This window comes from Xanthobacter sp. AM11 (genome assembly GCF_047444035.1).
In the GTDB taxonomy this organism is placed as follows: Bacteria; Pseudomonadota; Alphaproteobacteria; order Rhizobiales; family Xanthobacteraceae; genus Xanthobacter.
The window spans coordinates 765,213-782,824 of sequence record NZ_JBLAOA010000001.1 but is presented as its reverse complement, the minus strand read 5'-3'; the positions used below and the strand labels follow the sequence as shown (position 1 = coordinate 782,824).

At 70.5% G+C, this 17,612-nt stretch carries 15 protein-coding genes and 2 pseudogenes; 11 read left to right on the top strand and 6 right to left on the bottom strand.

Translation table 11 applies throughout. The features are described 5' to 3' along the window. Positions 1-225 precede the first annotated feature (225 nt). From ACI7BZ_RS03725 to ACI7BZ_RS03715, 3 genes and pseudogenes are all read left to right on the top strand, one after another. On the top strand, positions 226-1,347 hold the full coding sequence (locus tag ACI7BZ_RS03725) for an FUSC family protein (protein ID WP_414115850.1): 1,122 nt from the start codon (positions 226-228) through the stop codon (positions 1,345-1,347). An 87-nt stretch (positions 1,348-1,434) separates the two neighbouring features. Further along, a pseudogene (locus ACI7BZ_RS03720) lies at positions 1,435-3,151 on the top strand (acyl-CoA dehydrogenase family protein). 66 nt (positions 3,152-3,217) lie between these two features. Then, positions 3,218-3,664, top strand: coding sequence for a GNAT family N-acetyltransferase (locus ACI7BZ_RS03715; protein ID WP_414115849.1), 447 nt, complete (start codon positions 3,218-3,220; stop codon positions 3,662-3,664). Between the two features lie 16 nt (positions 3,665-3,680). Here the strand turns inward: ACI7BZ_RS03715 and ACI7BZ_RS03710 are convergent, their stop codons facing one another. Together ACI7BZ_RS03710 and ACI7BZ_RS03705 are read right to left on the bottom strand one after the other, a co-directional pair. After that, positions 3,681-3,908 carry a helix-turn-helix domain-containing protein gene (locus ACI7BZ_RS03710; protein ID WP_414115848.1) on the bottom strand — a complete coding sequence of 76 codons (228 nt, stop codon included), beginning with the start codon at positions 3,906-3,908 and terminating at the stop codon, positions 3,681-3,683. Positions 3,909-3,934: 26 nt separating this feature from the next. Continuing rightward, positions 3,935-4,489: a DUF2975 domain-containing protein gene (locus tag ACI7BZ_RS03705; RefSeq protein WP_414115847.1), complete on the bottom strand. Its 555-nt coding sequence runs from the start codon at positions 4,487-4,489 to the stop codon at positions 3,935-3,937. A 73-nt stretch (positions 4,490-4,562) separates the two neighbouring features. On the opposite strand from ACI7BZ_RS03705, the gene ACI7BZ_RS03700 reads away from it, so the two are divergent. Continuing rightward, the gene (locus ACI7BZ_RS03700) at positions 4,563-5,171 is read left to right on the top strand and encodes a hypothetical protein (RefSeq protein WP_414115846.1); all 609 of its coding nucleotides are present in this window, start codon (positions 4,563-4,565) and stop codon (positions 5,169-5,171) included. Positions 5,172-5,448: 277 nt separating this feature from the next. On the opposite strand, the gene ACI7BZ_RS03695 is transcribed toward ACI7BZ_RS03700, so the two are convergent. From ACI7BZ_RS03695 to ACI7BZ_RS03685, 3 genes are all read right to left on the bottom strand, one after another. Then, positions 5,449-5,766 (bottom strand): hypothetical protein, encoded by a 318-nt coding sequence (locus ACI7BZ_RS03695; RefSeq protein ID WP_414115845.1) that lies wholly within the window; start codon positions 5,764-5,766, stop codon positions 5,449-5,451. Positions 5,767-5,809: 43 nt separating this feature from the next. Beyond that, a complete protein-coding gene (locus ACI7BZ_RS03690; protein WP_414115844.1) occupies positions 5,810-6,418 on the bottom strand; it encodes a prolyl-tRNA synthetase associated domain-containing protein in 609 nt (202 codons plus the stop codon). 194 nt (positions 6,419-6,612) lie between these two features. Beyond that, positions 6,613-6,885 carry a hypothetical protein gene (locus ACI7BZ_RS03685; protein WP_414115843.1) on the bottom strand — a complete coding sequence of 91 codons (273 nt, stop codon included), beginning with the start codon at positions 6,883-6,885 and terminating at the stop codon, positions 6,613-6,615. 188 nt (positions 6,886-7,073) lie between these two features. On the opposite strand from ACI7BZ_RS03685, the gene ACI7BZ_RS03680 reads away from it, so the two are divergent. The 3 genes from ACI7BZ_RS03680 to otnK all read left to right on the top strand — a co-directional run bounded on the left by ACI7BZ_RS03680 (position 7,074) and on the right by otnK (position 12,291). Next, the gene (locus tag ACI7BZ_RS03680) at positions 7,074-7,979 is read left to right on the top strand and encodes a hypothetical protein (RefSeq protein WP_414115842.1); all 906 of its coding nucleotides are present in this window, start codon (positions 7,074-7,076) and stop codon (positions 7,977-7,979) included. Positions 7,980-8,082: 103 nt separating this feature from the next. Next, entirely contained in the window at positions 8,083-10,848 is a 2,766-nt protein-coding gene (gene ppc, locus ACI7BZ_RS03675) for a phosphoenolpyruvate carboxylase (RefSeq protein ID WP_414115841.1), read from the top strand. Between the two features lie 138 nt (positions 10,849-10,986). Further along, positions 10,987-12,291 (top strand): 3-oxo-tetronate kinase, encoded by a 1,305-nt coding sequence (gene otnK, locus ACI7BZ_RS03670; protein ID WP_414119081.1) that lies wholly within the window; start codon positions 10,987-10,989, stop codon positions 12,289-12,291. Between the two features lie 99 nt (positions 12,292-12,390). Here the strand turns inward: otnK and ACI7BZ_RS03665 are convergent, their stop codons facing one another. Further along, positions 12,391-13,083, bottom strand: coding sequence for a sulfite oxidase-like oxidoreductase (locus tag ACI7BZ_RS03665; protein WP_414115840.1), 693 nt, complete (start codon positions 13,081-13,083; stop codon positions 12,391-12,393). A gap of 238 nt (positions 13,084-13,321) precedes the next feature. Between ACI7BZ_RS03665 and murB the strand changes: the two genes are divergently transcribed. The 4 genes and pseudogenes from murB (at position 13,322) to ftsA (ending at position 17,571) form a co-directional block, all read left to right on the top strand. After that, complete coding sequence (gene murB / locus ACI7BZ_RS03660; RefSeq protein WP_414115839.1) at positions 13,322-14,299, top strand: UDP-N-acetylmuramate dehydrogenase; 978 nt, start codon at positions 13,322-13,324, stop codon at positions 14,297-14,299. 75 nt (positions 14,300-14,374) lie between these two features. Beyond that, positions 14,375-15,296 (top strand): annotated as a pseudogene (locus tag ACI7BZ_RS03655) (D-alanine--D-alanine ligase). Then, the gene (locus ACI7BZ_RS03650) at positions 15,293-16,249 is read left to right on the top strand and encodes a cell division protein FtsQ/DivIB (RefSeq protein WP_414115838.1); all 957 of its coding nucleotides are present in this window, start codon (positions 15,293-15,295) and stop codon (positions 16,247-16,249) included. Before ACI7BZ_RS03655 ends, ACI7BZ_RS03650 begins: the two are co-directional and overlap by 4 nt. Further along, on the top strand, positions 16,246-17,571 hold the full coding sequence (ftsA, locus tag ACI7BZ_RS03645; protein ID WP_414115837.1) for a cell division protein FtsA: 1,326 nt from the start codon (positions 16,246-16,248) through the stop codon (positions 17,569-17,571). The genes ACI7BZ_RS03650 and ftsA overlap by 4 nt, the downstream gene beginning before the upstream one ends. Positions 17,572-17,612: the final 41 nt, after the last annotated feature.

The window sequence follows — 17,612 nt, the reverse complement described above, 5'->3', positions numbered from 1 at the left end:
GCAAGCGCGACGGCAGCCGGGCCGGTGCCGCGCCGCCGGCGGGAGCGTCTGGCGGGATGCCGCTCTCTTCAATATTGAAAGGCAGGCCGTGGGGCGCAGGGAACGGGCTCTCGTCCACCGGTGGTCGCGCTCAAGGGTGGGGGTGCCCCGCAGCGTGCCTCGCGGGAATGTGGCCCGGATCGCGCTCACGTCTCCGGCCCCGCACGTTCGTTCCAGGATTGCGCCATGCCGCTCGAGGACCCCGCCCCCGCCCCCGCCGGGCCGCTTGCGCGGCTTTCCGGCCTGTTCACCGCGGCCCATCTGAAGCTTGGCGTGCGGGCGGCGGTGGCGGCGCTGGCCTCCTATTTCCTCGCCACCGTCCTTGCCCTGCCCAATGGCTATTGGGCGGTGCTCACCGCCATCCTGGTGGTGCAGTCCACCATCGGTGCCAGCCTCACCGTGGCCCTGGACCGGGCGCTGGGCACCGTGGTGGGCGGGGCCGTGGGGGTGCTGGCCGCGGTGCTGGCCGGCCCCTCGGTTCCGCTCACCTTCGTTGCCTTGGTGGCGAGCGTGCTCCTCACCTCCACATTGGCGGCGCGCTATCCCAGCTTCAAGCTCGCGCCGGTGACGGTGGTGATCGTGCTGCTGGCGGACCCCAGCCATGTGGAGCCGTGGCTTTCCGGCCTGCACCGGGTGTTCGAGATCGCGGTGGGGGGCGTGGTGGGAATGGCGTGCGCGCTGTTCATCCTGCCCGCCAGCGCCTTGTTCTACCTGTTTCCCCATTGCGCCACCGCTTTGCGCACCTGCGCCGAGCTGCTGGCGCGCGGGCGCGACGGGCTTCTGGGGCGCGGCCTCGACCCGCAGGGGATTGATGACCTCAATGCCAAGGCCCGCAAGGCGCTGCGGGCGGCCGATGCCCGCATCGCCGAAGCGCGCACGGAGCGGGCCGGGCGCCTCGCCAGCCATGCGGACCCCGCCCCCGTGGTGCGCAGCTGCCGCCGCCTGTGGCATTCCATCATCATCCTGCTGCGCGGCGCCGACCGGCCGCTGACCGAGCCGGTGGCGACCCGTCTGGCGCCGGCCATGGATGCGGCGGTGGCGGCGCTCACGATGGTCATGCACCTGCTGGCCGACCGGCTCGACGGCACCCCCGCCGCGGACCTCGATGCCGCGGCGAGCGCGGCGCGGGCGGCGGTTTCGGCGCTGGAGGCGCAGGCGGAGCGGCTCAATGCCGACGGGGTGCTGGATGCCGCCGCCGGATCGACCCTGACCGCGCTGTTCTCCGCCGTTTCCGCCTGCACGCATGTGCGGGAAAATCTGGAGGATCTGGCCGCCCGGCTCGACGAGATGAGAACCGGGGAGAGCTGACATTCGTAGAAAGAAGCGTTGCCTTGGAATGGTTCCGAAGGCAAGGATAGGCAAATTCTGCAACGCACAATACGGGAGAGAGAGCCCATGTCCGCCAGCGCCACCGCCAGCGCCGCCCCTGGTACCGCGGGAACCGACGCCATCGATGCGGTGGGTCTTGGCCGCGCGGCCATTGCGCGCCTTGAGAGCCTGCTGGCGGAAGCCACCGGCCTCGTCCGCGCCCGGGTGAGCGACGGCGGCCGGCTGTCGCCCGCCCTGCTGGAGCAGGAGCAGCGCGCCACCCACGGGCTGGCCTGGCTCGCCACTTATGTCTTCTCCGTGCGCGAGCTGGTGCACTATGCCGACCGCCTGACCGAGATGGGCAAGTTCGGCGCCACCGAGAAGCTGATCGTCCAGATCGGCCTTGGCGAGTACACCGCCCAGATCCTCGGCGGCATCCCCATGAGCCAGGGCGAGATCGTGCGTCTCGCCGACCTCTACGTGCCCGGCGAGACGGTGGCGCAGCTCGCAGCAGACCCGGCCATCGCCGCGCTTGCGGCCGGGGGCAACACCGCCGCCAGCCGTGCGGCGCTGGCCGATATCGTGCGCGCCGCCCATCCCACCGGCACCATCGGCGAGGCGGGCCTCGACGAGACCACGGAGGCCATGCGCACCGAGATGCACCGCTTCGTGGAGGCGGAGGTGGCCCCCCACGCCCACGAGTGGCACCTGAAGAACGAATATATCCCGCTGGAGATCATCACCCAGCTCTCGGAGATGGGTGTGTTCGGCCTCACCATCCCGGAGGAATTCGGCGGCCTCGGCCTGCCGAAGGAAGCCATGTGCGTGGTGACCGAGGAATTGTCGCGCGGCTATATCGGCGTGGGCTCGCTGGGCACCCGCTCGGAGATCGCCGCCGAGCTGCATCCTCGCCGGCGGCACCGAGGCGCAGAAGGCCCATTACCTGCCCAAGCTCTCGGCGGGCGAGATCCTGCCCACCGCGGTGTTCACCGAGCCCAATACCGGCTCCGACCTCGCCTCGCTGCGCACCCGCGCGGTGAAGGAGGGGCAGGGGGAGGATGCGGTCTACAAGGTTTCCGGCAACAAGACCTGGATCACCCATCCGGTCCGCGCCGACGTGATGACCCTGCTGGTGCGCACCAATCCGGCCGAGCCCGGCTACAAGGGCCTTTCCATCCTGCTGGCCGAGAAGCCGCGCGGCTCGGACGAGAACCCCTTCCCGGCCGAGGGCATGACCGGCGGCGAGATCGAGGTTCTCGGCTATCGCGGCATGAAGGAATATGAGATCGGCTTCGACGGCTTCGCCGTGCCGGCGGCCAATCTGCTGGGCGGCGAGGAGGGGCAGGGCTTCAAGCAGCTCATGACCACCTTCGAGAGCGCCCGCATCCAGACCGCCGCCCGCGCCGTGGGCGTGGCCCAGGCGGCCATGGAGGTGGGGCTGAAATATGCCGAGGAGCGCATCCAGTTCGGCAAGCCGCTCATCGCCTTCCCCCGTGTCGCCGACAAGATCGTGATGATGGCGGTGGAAACCATGATCGCCCGCCAGATCACCTATTTCGCCGCCCGCGCCAAGGACGAGGGGCGCCGCACCGACCTTGAGGCCGGCATGGCCAAGCTGCTGGGCGCCCGCGTCGCCTGGGCGGCGGCGGACAACGCCCTGCAGATCCACGGCGGCAACGGCTTCGCGCTGGAATATCCGGTGTCGCGCATCCTGTGCGACGCGCGCATCCTCAACATCTTCGAGGGTGCGGCGGAGATCCAGGCGCAGGTGATCGCCCGCCGCCTCTTGGACGGCGGCAACTGAGCCTCCGCCCGTCCCCTGCGGTGGAGCGGCCGGGGGCGGGCGTGCGGGCGAACCGAGGGCGGGGCCATGAGCGAGGCGGTGGTCATCGAGGCGGCCCGGCAGGGGGACGAGGCCGAATGGCGCCGGCTGTGGGCGGGCTACAATGCCTTTTACGAGGCGCAGGTGGCCCCGCACGTCACGGCGCGCACATGGCAGCGCATCCTTGATCCCGCCTCACCGGTGCTGGGCCGCGTGGCCCGGTGGGACGGGAAGCTGGCCGGCTTCTCCATCAGCGTCCTGCATGAGGGCACCTGGGTGACCACCCCGGCCTGCTATCTGGAGGACCTGTTCGTCGATCCCGCCTGCCGGGGGCAGGGGATCGGCCGCAGGCTGATCGCGGATCTCGTCCGCCTCGGCCGGGAGGAGGGCTGGTCGCGCCTGTACTGGCACACCCGCCAGGACAATCCGGCCCGCCGGCTCTACGACACCTTCGTTCAGGCCGACGATTTCGTCCGCTACCGCATGGATCTGTGACCGCCGGCGGGGATGTTCATTCCTCCGCCGGCGGCTCGTCTCCCGGCACATATTCCAGGATGTCCCCCGGCTGGCAGCCGAGCACCGCGCAGATGCGCGCCAGCGTGTCGAAGCGCACCCCGCGCACCTTGCCGGATTTCAGCAGCGAGACATTCTGCTCGGTGATGCCGATGCGCTCGGCCAGCTCGCGCGAGCGCATCTTCCGCCGCGCGAGCATCACGTCCAGATTGACCACGATGGGCATGAGGCTTCCCGCCCTTCCTGTCCGGCTCAGATGAAGCCTTCGTTTTCCTGCGCGATGCGGGCCGCCTCGCGCATCACTGCGCCGACGCCGATCACCAGCAGGCCCACCAGCACCGACACCACATCATGGCTTGCCAGGCTGATGGCGAGCACCCGCTGGCCCGGGGGATTGCCCAGCGTCAGCACCAGGCCGAGCAGGGTCGCCACCACCGGATTGACGAGGGCCTGAAGCGCCACCGCGGTGCCGAACCGCTCCAGCCGCTGCGCCAGCGTCTGCGACACCGTTTCTCCTTCCCCGAAATCCCGGAAGATCAGGCGCACCTCGTTGAGCCCGTAGGCGATGATGGCGAGCGGCACCGCCGAGACGAGGACCCCAAGGGTCTGGCTCAACCCGTCCAGCGTCACCGGATAGCCCGTGAGGCCCACGCGCGGCACCACCGCGGCTTCGATCCAGGCCGGGTTGAGCCAGATGCCGAGGCTGCCGGCCACCAGGGCGATGAGGATGACGAGCGTGACGGTGGAAAGCAGCCGCCCGCGGCGCCGAAGGCGGGCGAGGCGGGGATCGCGAACGCTGTGCGACATGATGAGACCTTTCCTTGACGCATTCATAAATTATCGTAAAACAATAAATAATCAACCGATAATGAGATGCGTCATGAAACTCCTCCTTGGCCTGTCCACGGCCCTCGGCTTCCTCCTTCTCGCCGCCGGCTGTTCCCATCTGCCGATCAGCAGCCTGCCCAGGCTCGCGAGCTTCGATCCGGCGACCGCCGACCTCGCCACCCTCCGCGCGGCGGTGCGCGCGCCCGATGCGCTGCGCCCGGTGCCCGGCGGCGCGGTCCTCACCATGTCGTTCTGGCTCGCCGGGGCGGAGACGCAGAAGACCACGGTGGCGGCGGTGCTGGAGGAGGAGGGGGACGCCGCCGTGCGCGCGGCCCTGAAGCCGGAAGAGAAGCCGGGCTTCCGCATCACCGTGTTCCGGCTTTCCGAAGACGGCCGCCGCCGGCTTGAGGCGGCGCGGGAGGAGATGCGGACCCTCAAGGCGCGCGAGGCGGCGAAGGGAAGCCGGGTGCGGGGCTCCCTCTCGGTCGGGGTGAAAGGCTGCGCCGCCGGCACATTGCCCGACGGGCCGATCCTGCTCAGCACCTATCTGCGGACCGAGGCGTCGGGCAGCTTCATTCCCCTCGTGGTCGATCTCGACCTGAAGGCGCTTGCGGCCGAGGCCGGGGCCGATCCTGCGCCCATCGAGCCCTGCGCCCGGTGAGCGTTGAGGCTCCCGCGGCTGCGGGCGGGGAGGGCGCACAGCGTGGGGGATGGCGCGCCGCGCGATCCGGGCACGGCGCGCCGGGGTGGCGGCGGCAATGCCGCATTGGCGGAAACGAGGGAGATGCCGTCCGGGCGAATACGGCACGGCGCGCCGGTTGATCCGGCAGGCAAATTCCGTCGGCTGCACCCCGGCATTGCACCGGGGGGCTTTGTTCAAGGCGGGCACGGGGGCGCCGGTGGCTGCCCCCGCACATCATCCGGTGTCGCGGATGGCGTCAGCGCACGCCGACGCGATTGACCGGGCCGCCGGCATTCACGCCTGCGCCCGGGGCAACGCCCACGCCAGGGGCGCCGACCCCGACACCCGGGGTGACGCCGACGCCGGGCGCACCGGCGCCGGGAACGCACCCGGCGGGATAGCCCGGGCGGGTGCAATGCACCGCGGCGCGGGCGGCGGGCGCCGGGCGGGCGACGCAGCCCTTCGGCACGCCGACGGCGCGGCAATAGACCACCGCATCGGCGGGGGTCGGCACGGCCAGCGCCAGCGTGGCTGCAGGAAGGAGGGTCGTCAGGATGAGGGCGGGCAATCGCACGGCGAACCTCGGGAGTGAGTCTTGACCTCGGCTACCTATAAGGTCATTCCCGCACGTCACAATGGCAATTCTTGCCCCCGCCGCCCGCCGCCCCGTCGCCGGCCCCGCCGGGCTCCTCTGCGGCACCCGCCGGTCCGGCATCCGCGGCATCCGCCGGGGCCGGCAGGTCCAGTTCCAGCGCCTGGTGGCCCGTCACCTTCAGAAACGCCTTGAGGGCGTCGGGGGAGAGCACGCTCGTGCGGGTGTTGGAGAGCGGATGGCAGGCGATGGCCTCGGCGCCCATCAGCGTGCGGTCGATGGCGACGGTCACGAGCCGGGCCGCATCATTGGCGAGCGCCAGCAGGCTGACGGAGCCCGGCAGCACCCCCAGGTGCTCGAACAGCGCTTCCGGCGAGCCGAAGGAGAGGGAGCCCCGGGCCCCGAGGGGCGCGCGCAGCGCCTTGAGGTCCACCGGGCGGTCCTCCGCGATGGCGACCAGGAAATAATTCTTCTTGGAATCGCGCAGGAACAGGTTCCGGGTGTGCGCGCCCGGGATGTCGCCGCGCATGGCCTTGGATTGCGCCACCGTATGCACCGGCGGGTGAGTGTAGGTGGTGGCCGGAATGCCGTTTGCGGCAAGGCTGGCGATGAGGGCGTCGGGGGTCAGGGGCATCTCGGACGAGGTTGGCGGGGAGTGAGTGGAGCGAAGGCGGCGGGGCCGGTCTTCGGTCCCGGAAGGAATGATCGGGCGACGGCAGCCCGCCGGCCGGTCCATGCTTCGGGGCCGGCCGCGACTCAAGAGCTCCCCGGTCGCGGCCGGCCTGATCAAGACGGCGGAACGCGCGTCACCGCGCGCCCGTCGCGCTCTCAGCGCATCTGCATCAGGCAGCCGCCCGCCGCCTCCGCAGCGCCGCGCGCCGCCATGGCCGATACGGTGCCGGCCTGCACCAGCGCCTTGGTCTTCTCGGTGATCAGGGCGCGCGGGTCCTGGGCGGCGGGAAAGCCGGGGGCGGCGGCGGCGTAGATCGCCTTCGCGTCGCCGCCGAGGCCGGCCGCACATTTGTCCGCCGCGGCCTTGTCGGCGAGGGTCGGAGATGCCCAGAGGGCCAGGGCGGCCGATGCTAGCAGAAGGCGCTTCATGAAATGAGCCTCGGAGGTTAAGAAGGTGACCGATGGGGAGGGGCGACACTTGCGGTCCTGCCCGGTCGGCTTTGGGGAGCTTACCGGGAAGGGGCGCGAGTTCAATGCGCTTTGCTGCGGCTCAAGCCGTGGAGCGAGCCTTTACTGAACCGCCTGCAGGCGGAGCCGAAACGGCACGGAGGGGGAACGTGCAGTTCGATAGCAAGGGATCGGAGACCGCCGAGGGGCGGGATCCGACGGTGCCGCCCATGGCGCGGCTGCCGGTGGTGACGCCGGAGCAACTTCGACAGCACCCGCGCTTCGATGAAGCGCTGCACCTGTCCGCAGGAGGCCTGGTGCGGCTGTCGTCGGGAAACCGGATCTTCAACCGCCTGCTGGCGGACAAGGGACGGGCGGTGTTCGCCCATTTTATTCTTTATCTCCACGCCTTGCCCGAAAGCGCCGGCGGCGGGCTCACGGCGGCGCGGATGGGTGCCTTGTGCGCGGAAATGAACATCTGCAGCCGCGGCCGGGCGCGGGCCCTGCTGGCGCTGATGCGCTGGGCCGGCCACGTCGCGCCGCTGGAAGCTGCGACGGACCGGCGGGAACGCCCGCTCGCCCCCACCGAGGCGATGGTGAGTCTCCAGCGCGAACGCTGGCGCATCCAGTATGGCGCCGTATCCCTGTTGGATCCGGCCATGGCGGCGGTGCCCGCGGCGCTGGAGCACATGGTGTTCTTCAATCATCTCGCCCTGTCCATGGGGCGCTGCTACCGGGCCGGCTTCCGCCTGCTGGACGTGGTGCCGGCGCTGGCTCTGATCATCGAGCGCGACGGCGGCGTGATGGTGCTCAATTCCCTTCTGGTGCGTGGCAATGAGGGCGCCCCGCCGCCGGCGGTGGCGGAATTGGCGCGCAACTTCCACATCTCCCGCGCCCAGGTCCTGCATGTGCTGCGGGTGGCCGAGGCGGAAGGCCTGCTGACCCGCGGCGACGTGGGGGCCGGCCGCCTGACCCCTCAGGGCCGCGATGCCCTGGGTGGATTCTATGCCGGGCTTTTCACCGTCTTCATCAATTGCGCCCACGAGGCCCTTTACGCCACGCGGGGCCGGATCTGAGCGCAGCGCATCATGCGCACTTTCGCTCCTGCACAATTTCCTTAAGACTAAGGTCGAGGTGGCGGGGCGTCGTCGCTCCCGCCTCGACGAAAGGGCGGGGCAGATGACGAGCGCGGTGTGGTCCACGGACGAGGGGCGCGACGACGGGGACATCAAGGACCTGCCGCTGCGCGACGACATCCGCCTTCTCGGGCGTATCCTGGGCGATACGGTGCGCGAGCAGGAAGGCGATGCGGTCTTCGACATGGTGGAGGGGATCCGCCAGACCTCCATCCGCTTCCACCGCGACGAGGACGAGGCCGCGCGCGAGGAGCTGGCGGGCCTGCTGGGCCAGCTCTCGGCCGATCGCGCGCTCGAAATCATCCGCGCCTTCAGCTATTTCTCCCACCTTGCCAACATCGCCGAAGACCAGCACCACATCCGCCGCAACCGCGCCCACGCCATTGCCGGCTCGGCGCCGCGGGCGGGCAGCCTGGCCTGTTCGCTGGAGCGGGCGCAGGAGCAGGGCATCGGCGCCGAGGCGCTGGCGGACTTCTTCCGCGGCGCCGCCATCAGCCCGGTCCTGACCGCCCATCCCACCGAGGTGCGGCGCAAGAGCACGCTCAACCGGGAAATGGAGATCGCCGAGATCCTCGATCGCCGGCAGCGCATGGTGCCGACCCCCGCCGAAGCGGCCGAGGGCGAGGAGCGGCTGCGCCGTGCCATCCTCACCTTGTGGCAGACCGCCCTTCTGCGCCGCATCAAGCTGACCGTGGTCGATGAGGTGGTGAACGGTCTTTCCTATTACGACTATACCTTCCTCGGCGAGCTGCCCCAGCTCTATTGCGCCATCGAGGACAGCCTGGCGCAGGACGGGGCGGAGGTGGCCCTGCCGTCCTTCCTGCGCATCGGCAGCTGGATCGGCGGCGACCGCGACGGCAATCCCTTCGTCACGGCCGAGGTGCTGCAGGAGACCGTGCGGCTCCACCGCGAGCGCATCATGACCCATTATGCGGACGAGCTCGGCGCCCTCGGCGCGGAGCTGTCCCTGGCCGCACGGCTCGTGACCGTCTCCGACACGCTGATGGACCTGGCGGCGCGCTCCCCGGACCGCTCGCGCGAGCATCGCGAGGAGCCCTACCGGCTGGTGGTCGCCTATGTGCTGGCGCGGCTTCAGGCCACCGCCGGCGCCCTGCGGGGCGAGGAGCCGCAGGTCGGGGCGCTGGAGCCCTATGACAGCGCCGCCGCGTTCCGCGCCGACCTCGACATCATCCACGATTCCCTCTGCGCCAACGGATCGAAGGTGCTGGCCCGCGGCCGCCTGCGGCGCCTGCGCCGGGCGGCGGACTGCTTCGGCTTCCACCTCGCCTGCATGGACCTGCGGCAGAATTCCGACGTGCACGAGCGCGTGGTGGGCGAGCTGTTCGAGAAGGTCGCGCCAGGAACCGGCTATGGCGGGCTCGACGAGGAGGCGCGGATCGCGCTGCTGCTGAAGGAGCTGGCCACCGCCCGGCCGCTGGCCTCGCCCTTCGTGCCCTATTCGCAGGAGACGCAATCGGAGCTCGCCATCCTGCGCACGGCGGCGCAGGCGCATCGCGCCCTCGGGCCGCAGGCCATTCCCAACTGCATCATCTCCAAGGCCGAAGGCGTCTCCGACCTGCTGGAGGTGGCGCTGCTGCTCAAGGAAGTGGGGCTGGTGTCGGCGGACGGCCACAGCGCCATGAACATCATCCCCCTGTTCGAGACCATTTCCGACCTCCAGGCCTGCGCCAAGGTGATGGACCGGGCCTTCGCCATTCCCGCCTATCGCCGGCTGGTGGCGAGCCGCGGCGACGAGCAGGAGGTGATGCTCGGCTATTCCGACAGCAACAAGGACGGCGGCTTCGTCACCTCCGGCTGGGAATTGTACAAGGCGGAGATCGGCCTCATCGAGGTGTTCCGCGCCCACAAGGTGCGCCTGCGCCTGTTCCACGGCCGCGGCGGCTCGGTGGGCCGGGGCGGCGGGCCGAGCTACGACGCCATCCTCGCCCAGCCGGGCGGGGCGGTGAACGGGCAGATCCGCGTGACCGAGCAGGGCGAGATCATCGCCTCCAAATATTCCAACCCCGAGGTGGGCCGGCGCAACCTGGAGATCCTGGTGTCCGCGACGCTGGAAGCCTCCCTGCTCCAGCCCCAGCACAATGCGCCGCGCACCGAGTTCCTCACCGCCATGGAGGAGATTTCGGACACCGCCTTCGGCGCCTACCGCAACCTCGTGTACGAGACCGAGGGCTTCGAGGACTATTTCTGGTCGTCCACGGTGATCAGCGAGATCGCCACCTTGAACATCGGCTCGCGCCCCGCCTCGCGGGCAAAGACGCGCTCCATCTCCTCGCTGCGCGCCATTCCCTGGGTGTTCTCCTGGGCCCAGTGCCGGCTGATGCTGCCGGCCTGGTACGGCTTCGGTACGGCGGTGGAAGCCTTCGCCGAGCGGCGGCCGGACTATGGCCTGTCCTTCCTCAAGGCCATGCACCGGGAATGGCCCTTCTTCCGCACCCTTCTGTCCAACATGGACATGGTGCTGGCCAAGAGCTCGCTGGCCATCGCCTCGCGCTATGCCGAGCTGGTGCCGGACGAACGCCTGCGGGCGGAGATCTTCGGCCGCATCCGCGCCGAATACGAGCGCACGCTGAAGCACCTTCTGGCCATCATGGGGCAGGCCAGGCTGCTGGAGGGCAACCCGCTGCTCGACCGCTCCATCCGCAACCGCTTCCCCTATCTCGATCCGCTGAACCACCTGCAGATCGAACTTCTGCGCCTGCACCGCGCCAATGCGGGGGACGACAAGGTGCTGCACGGCATCCAGCTGTCCATCAACGGCATCTCCGCCGGACTGCGCAACTCGGGCTGAGGCGCGTGCCGGCCCTTCCGGGCTGGCGCGAAACGCATTATTGAAACGATTAATCCCATAGGATCAAATGATCCGGGCCGTCCTCGCCAGGGGAAAAGGTGCCCGGACGCAGGGATGCGACCCGAAGGACCCGACGCCATGCCCCTCACCCTCGGCGTGATCGCCGACGACTATACCGGCGCTTCAGACCTCGCCAACACGCTCACCAAGGAGGGCGTGCGCACCCTCCAGACCATCGGCGTGCCCGCGGCCGACCTGCCGCTGCCCGATGCGGATGCGGTGGTGGTGGCGCTGAAGAGCCGCTCCGTGCCTGCCGATGCTGCAGTGCGGATGGCGCTGGAGGCCTGGCGCTGGCTGTCCGGGCGCGGCGCCTCGCACATCCTGTTCAAGGTGTGCTCCACCTTCGATTCCACCGATGCCGGCAATATCGGCCCGGTGACCGATGCGCTGCGGCTGGCCACGGGCGCGGCCATCGTTCCGGTGACGCCGGCTTTCCCGGAAACCGGGCGCACGGTGTTCATGGGCCACCTCTTCGTCGGCACGGTGCCGCTCCATGAGAGCCCGCTCAAGGACCACCCGCTCAACCCGATGACCGATTCCGACCTGAGGCGCGTGCTGGAACGCCAGAGCGCCGGGCGGGTGGGGCTGGTGCCGCTGGCGACGGTGGCGGCCGGCGTCGCGGCGGTGCGCGCGCGCCTGGACGCGCTGGCGCTGGACGGGCGCACCAGCGCCATCGTCGATGCGGTCTTCGACCAGGACCTGGAAACCATCGGCGCGGCAGCGGCGGCGCTGCCCCTGTCCACCGGCGCCTCGGGCCTCGGCCTCGGCCTTGCCCGTGCTCTGGTGGCCGATGGCCGGGTGCTGCGGCAGTCCTGCGGGGACATGGGCCTTGCGGCAGGCATCGACGGGCCGGCGGCCGTGGTGGCCGGCAGTTGCTCGGCGGCCACGCTGGAGCAGATTGCGGTGGCCGAAGGGACGATGCCGGTGCGGCGCCTGTCCGCCGAGGGGCTTGTCACCCATCCCGAGGCGGAAGTGGAGGCGGCCCTCGCCTGGGCCCGCGCGCGGCTCGCTTACGGGCCGGTGCTCATTGCCGCCAGTGACACGCCCCAGTCGGTCGCGGCGCTGCAGGAGCGGTTCGGCCGCAGCCGCGCGGGCCTTGCCATCGAGCATGGAACGGCGGCCATATCGCAGGGGCTGGTGGCGGCCGGCGTGCGCCGCCTGGTCATCGCCGGGGGTGAGACGTCCGGCGCCAGCGTGGACCGCCTGCGCCTGCCGGCCTTCCTTGTGGGGCCGGAGATCGCCCCGGGCGTGCCGCTCCTGCGCACCGAAGGGCAGGCGGGCGCGCCGCTGCTGCTGGCGCTGAAATCCGGCAATTTCGGCGGCCCGGACTTCTTCGCCAGGGCGCTGCGGATGATGGGTGTGGAGCCGCCCGGCGGCGCTTGAGCGCCGCCGGTCCTCAAGAGCGCCGGCGCTTGAGCGCCGCCGGTCGTCAACAACGCCGGCACGTAAGCGCCGCCGGTTTTTCGAAGGCGCCGGCGCGGCTCAGTCGTCGGAATAGCGCTGCTCGGCCCACGGGTCGCCGCGCAGGTGATAGCCGCGCGCCTCCCAGAAGCCGGCCGTGTCGCGGGCGATGAACTCGATGCCCTTCAGCCACTTGGCGCTCTTCCAGAAATACAGGTGCGGCACCACCAGACGCACCGGCCCGCCATGCTCGCGGGTCAGCGGGGCGCCTTCCCAGGAATGGGCGAGAAGGGCGTCGGCGGCGGCGAAATCCTCGATCAGCAGGTTGGTGCTGTAGCCGTCATAGCTGTGCAGCATCACCGCGGCCGCGTGGGGCGCGGGCATCACCATGTCCAGAAGGTCGCGGGTGGAAACCCCCTCCCAGGCATTGTCGTAGCGCGACCAGGTGGTGACGCAATGAATGTCGCTCACGCTGCGGGTCTGCGGCAGGCCGCGGAAATCGTCCCAGCTCAGCGAGAGGGCGTGTTCCACCGCGCCGGATACGTCAAGGCGGAAGCGGCCCTCGGTGACCATGGGCTGCAGGCCGAGGTCGAGCACCGGCCAGTCCTTCACCAGGTGCTGGCCCGGCGGCAGGCGCTCGGTCTCGGGCCGGGCGACGCGGCCGGTAAGGAAGCGGCCTTCCTGCGCCCAGCGCTGCTTGGTGGTGGTCAGCTTGGTGTCGGGCGGCAGGGCGTCGCCATCGGTACCGGGGAAGGTCGTCAGGTCTTCGCTCATGGGGGCAGCTCCAGGCGAATGGAGGCGCGATCATGCCACGGCTCCGCCCCCGGGGCCACAGCGCGCCGGCTCTCGCGCCGCCCGGATGCCACTGAAGCCGTGCGGATCGGCAAGGGGCGCCTGCGCTGCCCCGGACATGCCGGCCATGCCTCAGCTTGAGAATGACGCTGCGGCCGGCCGGCTTGCCCTGGGGCGCGCGGTGTGGGACAGGCACGGCCGAAACATGCGGACGGTGAAGATGAGCGCAGCGCAGGAAACGGCGGCACCGGCGGGGGACGGGTTCGCGGACATGGTCCCGGAGCTTGCCGCCCGCATGCCGGGCCTGCGCGGCTCCCTCGCCGCCAATGCCAGCCTTGCCGACCTCACCTGGTTCCGCGTGGGCGGCCCGGCGCAGGTGCTGTTCCTGCCGGCCGATGCGGACGACCTTGCGCTGTTCCTCGCCGCTTTGCCGGCGGAGGTGCCGGTGACCGTCGTCGGCCTCGGCTCCAACCTCATCGTGCGCGACGGCGGGGTTCCCGGCGTGGTGATCCGCCTCGGCCGCGGCTTCACCGAGGTGAGCGTGGCGGGACACCGCATCACCGCGGGGGCGGGAGTTCCCGACGTGAAGGTGGCGCGCGCCGCCGCCGATGCGGGCCTGGCCGGCTTCTCCTTCCTGCGCGGCATTCCCGGCGCCATCGGCGGCGCCCTGCGCATGAATGGCGGCGCCTATGGCGGGGAGACGAAGGACGTGCTGGTGGCCGCCGAAGGCGTCACCCGCGCCGGTGCCAAGGTGCGCTTCTCCAACGCCGACATGGGCTTCACCTATCGCCATTGCGGCGTGCCCGAGGACGTGATCTTCACCCGGGCGGAGTTCGAGGGCCGCCCCGGCGATCCGGCGGCCATCGCCGCGGAGATGGCCAGGATCACCGAGAGCCGGGAGGCGACCCAGCCCATCAAGAGCCGGACCGGCGGCTCCACCTTCAAGAACCCGCCCGGCACCAGCGCCTGGAAGCTGGTGGACGCGGCCGGCTGCCGCGGCCTCACCATCGGCCGGGCGCAGGTGTCCGAGCTGCACACCAACTTCCTCATCAACCTGGGCGGCGCCACCGCGGCCGAGATCGAGGGGCTGGGGGAGGAGGTGCGGCGCCGGGTGAAGGCCCATTCGGGCGTCGAGCTCGAATGGGAGATCAAGCGCATCGGCATTCCTGCGGGCGCGCCGCCGGCTGGCGGGCATTAGCAAAGCCGCAAGGCAACGGCGCCATGGTGTGCGCCCGGCGTCCGCGAACGCGCGGGAACAGAACGGGAAAAGGCGATGGCGAAACACGTGGCGGTGCTCATGGGCGGCTGGTCCACCGAGCGCGAGGTCTCCCTGCGGTCCGGCGCCGCCTGCGCCGCGGCCCTTGAGGCGGCGGGCTACCGGGTGACCCGGGTGGATGTGGGGCGCGACGTGGCCGAGGTGCTGGCCCGCCTGAAGCCCGACGCGGCGTTCAACGTGCTGCACGGCTGTCCCGGCGAGGACGGCACCGTCCAGGGCATCCTGGAAATCCTGCAGATCCCCTACAGCCATTCCGGCGTGCTCTCCTCGGCGCTGGCCATGGACAAGGCGCAGGCGCGAATCATGCTCGCGGCGGCCGGCGTGCCGGTGGCGGCGGGCGGGCTGGTGGCGCGCGCAGAGGCGGCGCAGGGCCATGTGATGGCGCCGCCCTACGTGCTCAAGCCCAATGCCGGCGGCTCCAGCGTCGGCGTGTTCATCGTGCGCGAGGACCAGGCCCACCCGCCCCAGGAACTGACGCGGCCTGACTGGTCGTTCGGCGAAGTGCTGCTGGCGGAGGCCTTCATCCCCGGCCTGGAGCTGACCTGCGCCGTGATGGGCGACACCGCGCTCGGTGTGATCGAGATCGAATCGTCGCTGAGCTTTTACGATTACGAAAGCAAGTATGCACCGGGCGGCTCGCGCCACATTCTTCCGGCCCGGATTTTACCTGAAGTTTACCAACGGGTGCAGATGTTAAGCCTAACGGCGCATCGAGCTTCTCGGGTGCCGGGGGGTGTCGCGGAGCGACTTCCGCTTCGACGTCTCGAAGGGCGATGCCTCCGGCCTCGTCTGCCTGGAAGTCAACACCCAGCCCGGCATGACAGAAACCTCCCTGGTGCCTGAACTGGCGGCCCACGCGGGCATCTCATTCGGCGAGCTTGTGACATGGATGGTGGAGGACGCGTCGCTGGAGCGTTGAGGTCCCGTCCGGGCGAGGGGCGGCGCGCGGGTGCTCCCGGCGCGGCTCCGCCGCCCGGCCGCCACAAGCGCCTCCCGCCCGATCCGCGTCCCGCCAGCCGCAGCGCGCTGCTGCTGCGCCGCCTCTCGGTCCGCCTCGCCTCCACCCGCCTCGGCCGCCGCAGTGCCAGCCTGCTCACCCTCGCGGTGGTGGGCGGCTTCAGCGTCTATGGCATCGTACTGGGCGGGCATGTGGGGGTGGCGCGCCAGGTGGTGCTGGACGTGGCCGATGCCGCCGGCAACGTGGCCGGCTTCAAGGTCAAGGAGGTCAACATCTCCGGCCATGACCACGTGACCCCGGCGGAAATCCTCGACGTGGCGGGCATCAAGGCCTCCACCTCCATCCTGTTCGTCAATGCGGACGAAACCCGGGTGCGGCTGGAGGCGCTGCCCTGGATCCAGTCCGCGAGCGTGCGCAAATTCTACCCCGACCGCATCGACATCGCGGTGACCGAGCGCCAGGCCTTCGCCCTCTGGCAGATCAACGGCGAGATCAAGGTGATCGCCCGCGACGGCATTCCCATTGCGCCCTATTCGGATGATCCGCGCTACGTGCAGCTGCCCATCGTGGTGGGCGAGGGCGCGCACAAGCGGGTGGGCGAGATCGTGGATGCCCTCGCCCGCCTGCCCTCCCTGCGGGACCAGGTGCGCGCCGCCATCCTCGTCGCCGAGCGGCGCTGGACGCTGAAGATGCGCAACGGCATCGACGTGCGCCTGCCCGAGGCGGGCATGGACGTCGCCCTCGTCGCCCTCATGGACCTCGACAGAGAGAAGAAATTGCTCACCCGCGACATCACCATCGTGGACCTGCGCCTGCCCGACCGGGTGGTGGTCCGCCTGTCCGACGCCGCGGCCGACGCCCGCACCCAGATGCTGAAGGCACGGGCCAAGGCCAAGAAGGGAGGCCCCGCATGAGGCAAAGGCTGGCCCAGGGCTTTGCCCCGAAGATGCGGCCGCTGCCGCGCAAGAAAAGCGGCATCGTCGGCGTGCTCGACATCGGCACCAGCAAGGTGGTGTGCGCCATTGCGCGCCTGAAGCCCCGCGGGGCGTCGGACGTGCTCACCCGGCGCACCCATTCCATCGACGTGCTGGGCATCGGCCACACCCGCGCCCACGGCATCAAGGGCGGCGCGGTGGTGGACATGGCCAAGGCGGAGCTTGCCATCCGCCAGGCGGTGGACATGGCCGAGCGCGCCTCCGGCGTGCAGATCGCCTCGGTGGTGGTGGGCGTCTCGGGCGGACGCCTCGCCTCGCAGCATTACGAAGCGGCGGTGCGGCTGACCGCGCCGGCGGTGGAGGAGTTCGACATCCGCCGCGTGCTGGAGGCCGCCTCCACCTATGCGGTGGGCGACGGCCGGGCGGTGATGCATGCGCTGCCGGTGGGCTATTCGCTGGACGGCCGCCGCGGCATCGGCGAGCCGTGCGGCATGCTGGGGCGCGAACTGGGCGCCGACATGCACGTCATCACCGCCGACCTCACGGCGCTGAAGAATCTGGTGCTGTGCGTGGAGCGCTGCCACCTCTCCATCGAGGCCATGGTGGCGGCGCCCTATGCGGCGGCGCTGTCCTCCCTCACCGACGACGAGATGGAGCTGGGCGTCACCCTCATCGACCTGGGGGCGGGCACCACCACCTTCTCCATCGTGGCGGGCGGCCACTGCCTTTATGTGGACGGGGTGGCGCTGGGCGGCCAGCACATCACCAACGATGTGGCCCGCGGCCTGCCGGCGCGGCTCGCCGATGCCGAGCGGCTGAAGGCGCTGCACGGCGCCGTGGTGGCGGTGTCGGCGGACGAGCACGACATGCTGACCGTGCCGCCCCTTTCGGGTGATTCGCGGGACCAGCCGCACATGGTGGCCAAGTCCCGCCTCGTCACCATCGTCCGTCCGCGGGCGGAGGAAATCGTGGAACTGCTGCGCGACCGCCTCAAGGCCTCCGGCCATGCGGGCGATGCCGGCCGCCGGGTGGTTCTCACCGGGGGTGCGGCACAATTGCAGGGGCTGGCGGATCTGGTGGCGCGGGTCATCGGCCCGCAGGTGCGCATCGGCCGCCCGCTGGGCGTTTCCCGCCTGCCGGAAGCCGCGCGGGGCGCGGCGTTTGCCGTTACGGCCGGGCTTCTCGTCTACCCCCAGGTGGCCGGGCTCGAACATTTCGAGCCGCGCCGCCGTCAGGCGGTAGCCGGGGAAAGCCCGAATTATTTCGGCCGCGTGGGACGCTGGCTGAAGGACAGCTTTTAGACATGGTTAACGAAAGCTGCCGTAACAAAGAGGTCATCAAG

Bases quoted from the DNA above. Each gene is read 5' to 3' on its own strand.
- murB (WP_414115839.1), top strand. From the start codon at position 13,322: ATGAGCGCAGCGCAGGAAACGGCGGCACCGGCGGGGGACGGGTTCGCG.
- ACI7BZ_RS03715 (WP_414115849.1), top strand. From the start codon at position 3,218: ATGAGCGAGGCGGTGGTCATCGAGGCGGCCCGGCAGGGGGACGAGGCC.
- otnK (WP_414119081.1), top strand. From the start codon at position 10,987: ATGCCCCTCACCCTCGGCGTGATCGCCGACGACTATACCGGCGCTTCA.
- ftsA (WP_414115837.1), top strand. From the start codon at position 16,246: ATGAGGCAAAGGCTGGCCCAGGGCTTTGCCCCGAAGATGCGGCCGCTG.
- ACI7BZ_RS03705 (WP_414115847.1), bottom strand. From the start codon at position 4,489: ATGTCGCACAGCGTTCGCGATCCCCGCCTCGCCCGCCTTCGGCGCCGC.
- ACI7BZ_RS03685 (WP_414115843.1), bottom strand. From the start codon at position 6,885: ATGAAGCGCCTTCTGCTAGCATCGGCCGCCCTGGCCCTCTGGGCATCT.
- ACI7BZ_RS03665 (WP_414115840.1), bottom strand. From the start codon at position 13,083: ATGAGCGAAGACCTGACGACCTTCCCCGGTACCGATGGCGACGCCCTG.
- ACI7BZ_RS03700 (WP_414115846.1), top strand. From the start codon at position 4,563: ATGAAACTCCTCCTTGGCCTGTCCACGGCCCTCGGCTTCCTCCTTCTC.
- ACI7BZ_RS03725 (WP_414115850.1), top strand. From the start codon at position 226: ATGCCGCTCGAGGACCCCGCCCCCGCCCCCGCCGGGCCGCTTGCGCGG.
- ppc (WP_414115841.1), top strand. From the start codon at position 8,083: ATGACGAGCGCGGTGTGGTCCACGGACGAGGGGCGCGACGACGGGGAC.
- ACI7BZ_RS03710 (WP_414115848.1), bottom strand. From the start codon at position 3,908: ATGCCCATCGTGGTCAATCTGGACGTGATGCTCGCGCGGCGGAAGATG.
- ACI7BZ_RS03690 (WP_414115844.1), bottom strand. From the start codon at position 6,418: ATGCCCCTGACCCCCGACGCCCTCATCGCCAGCCTTGCCGCAAACGGC.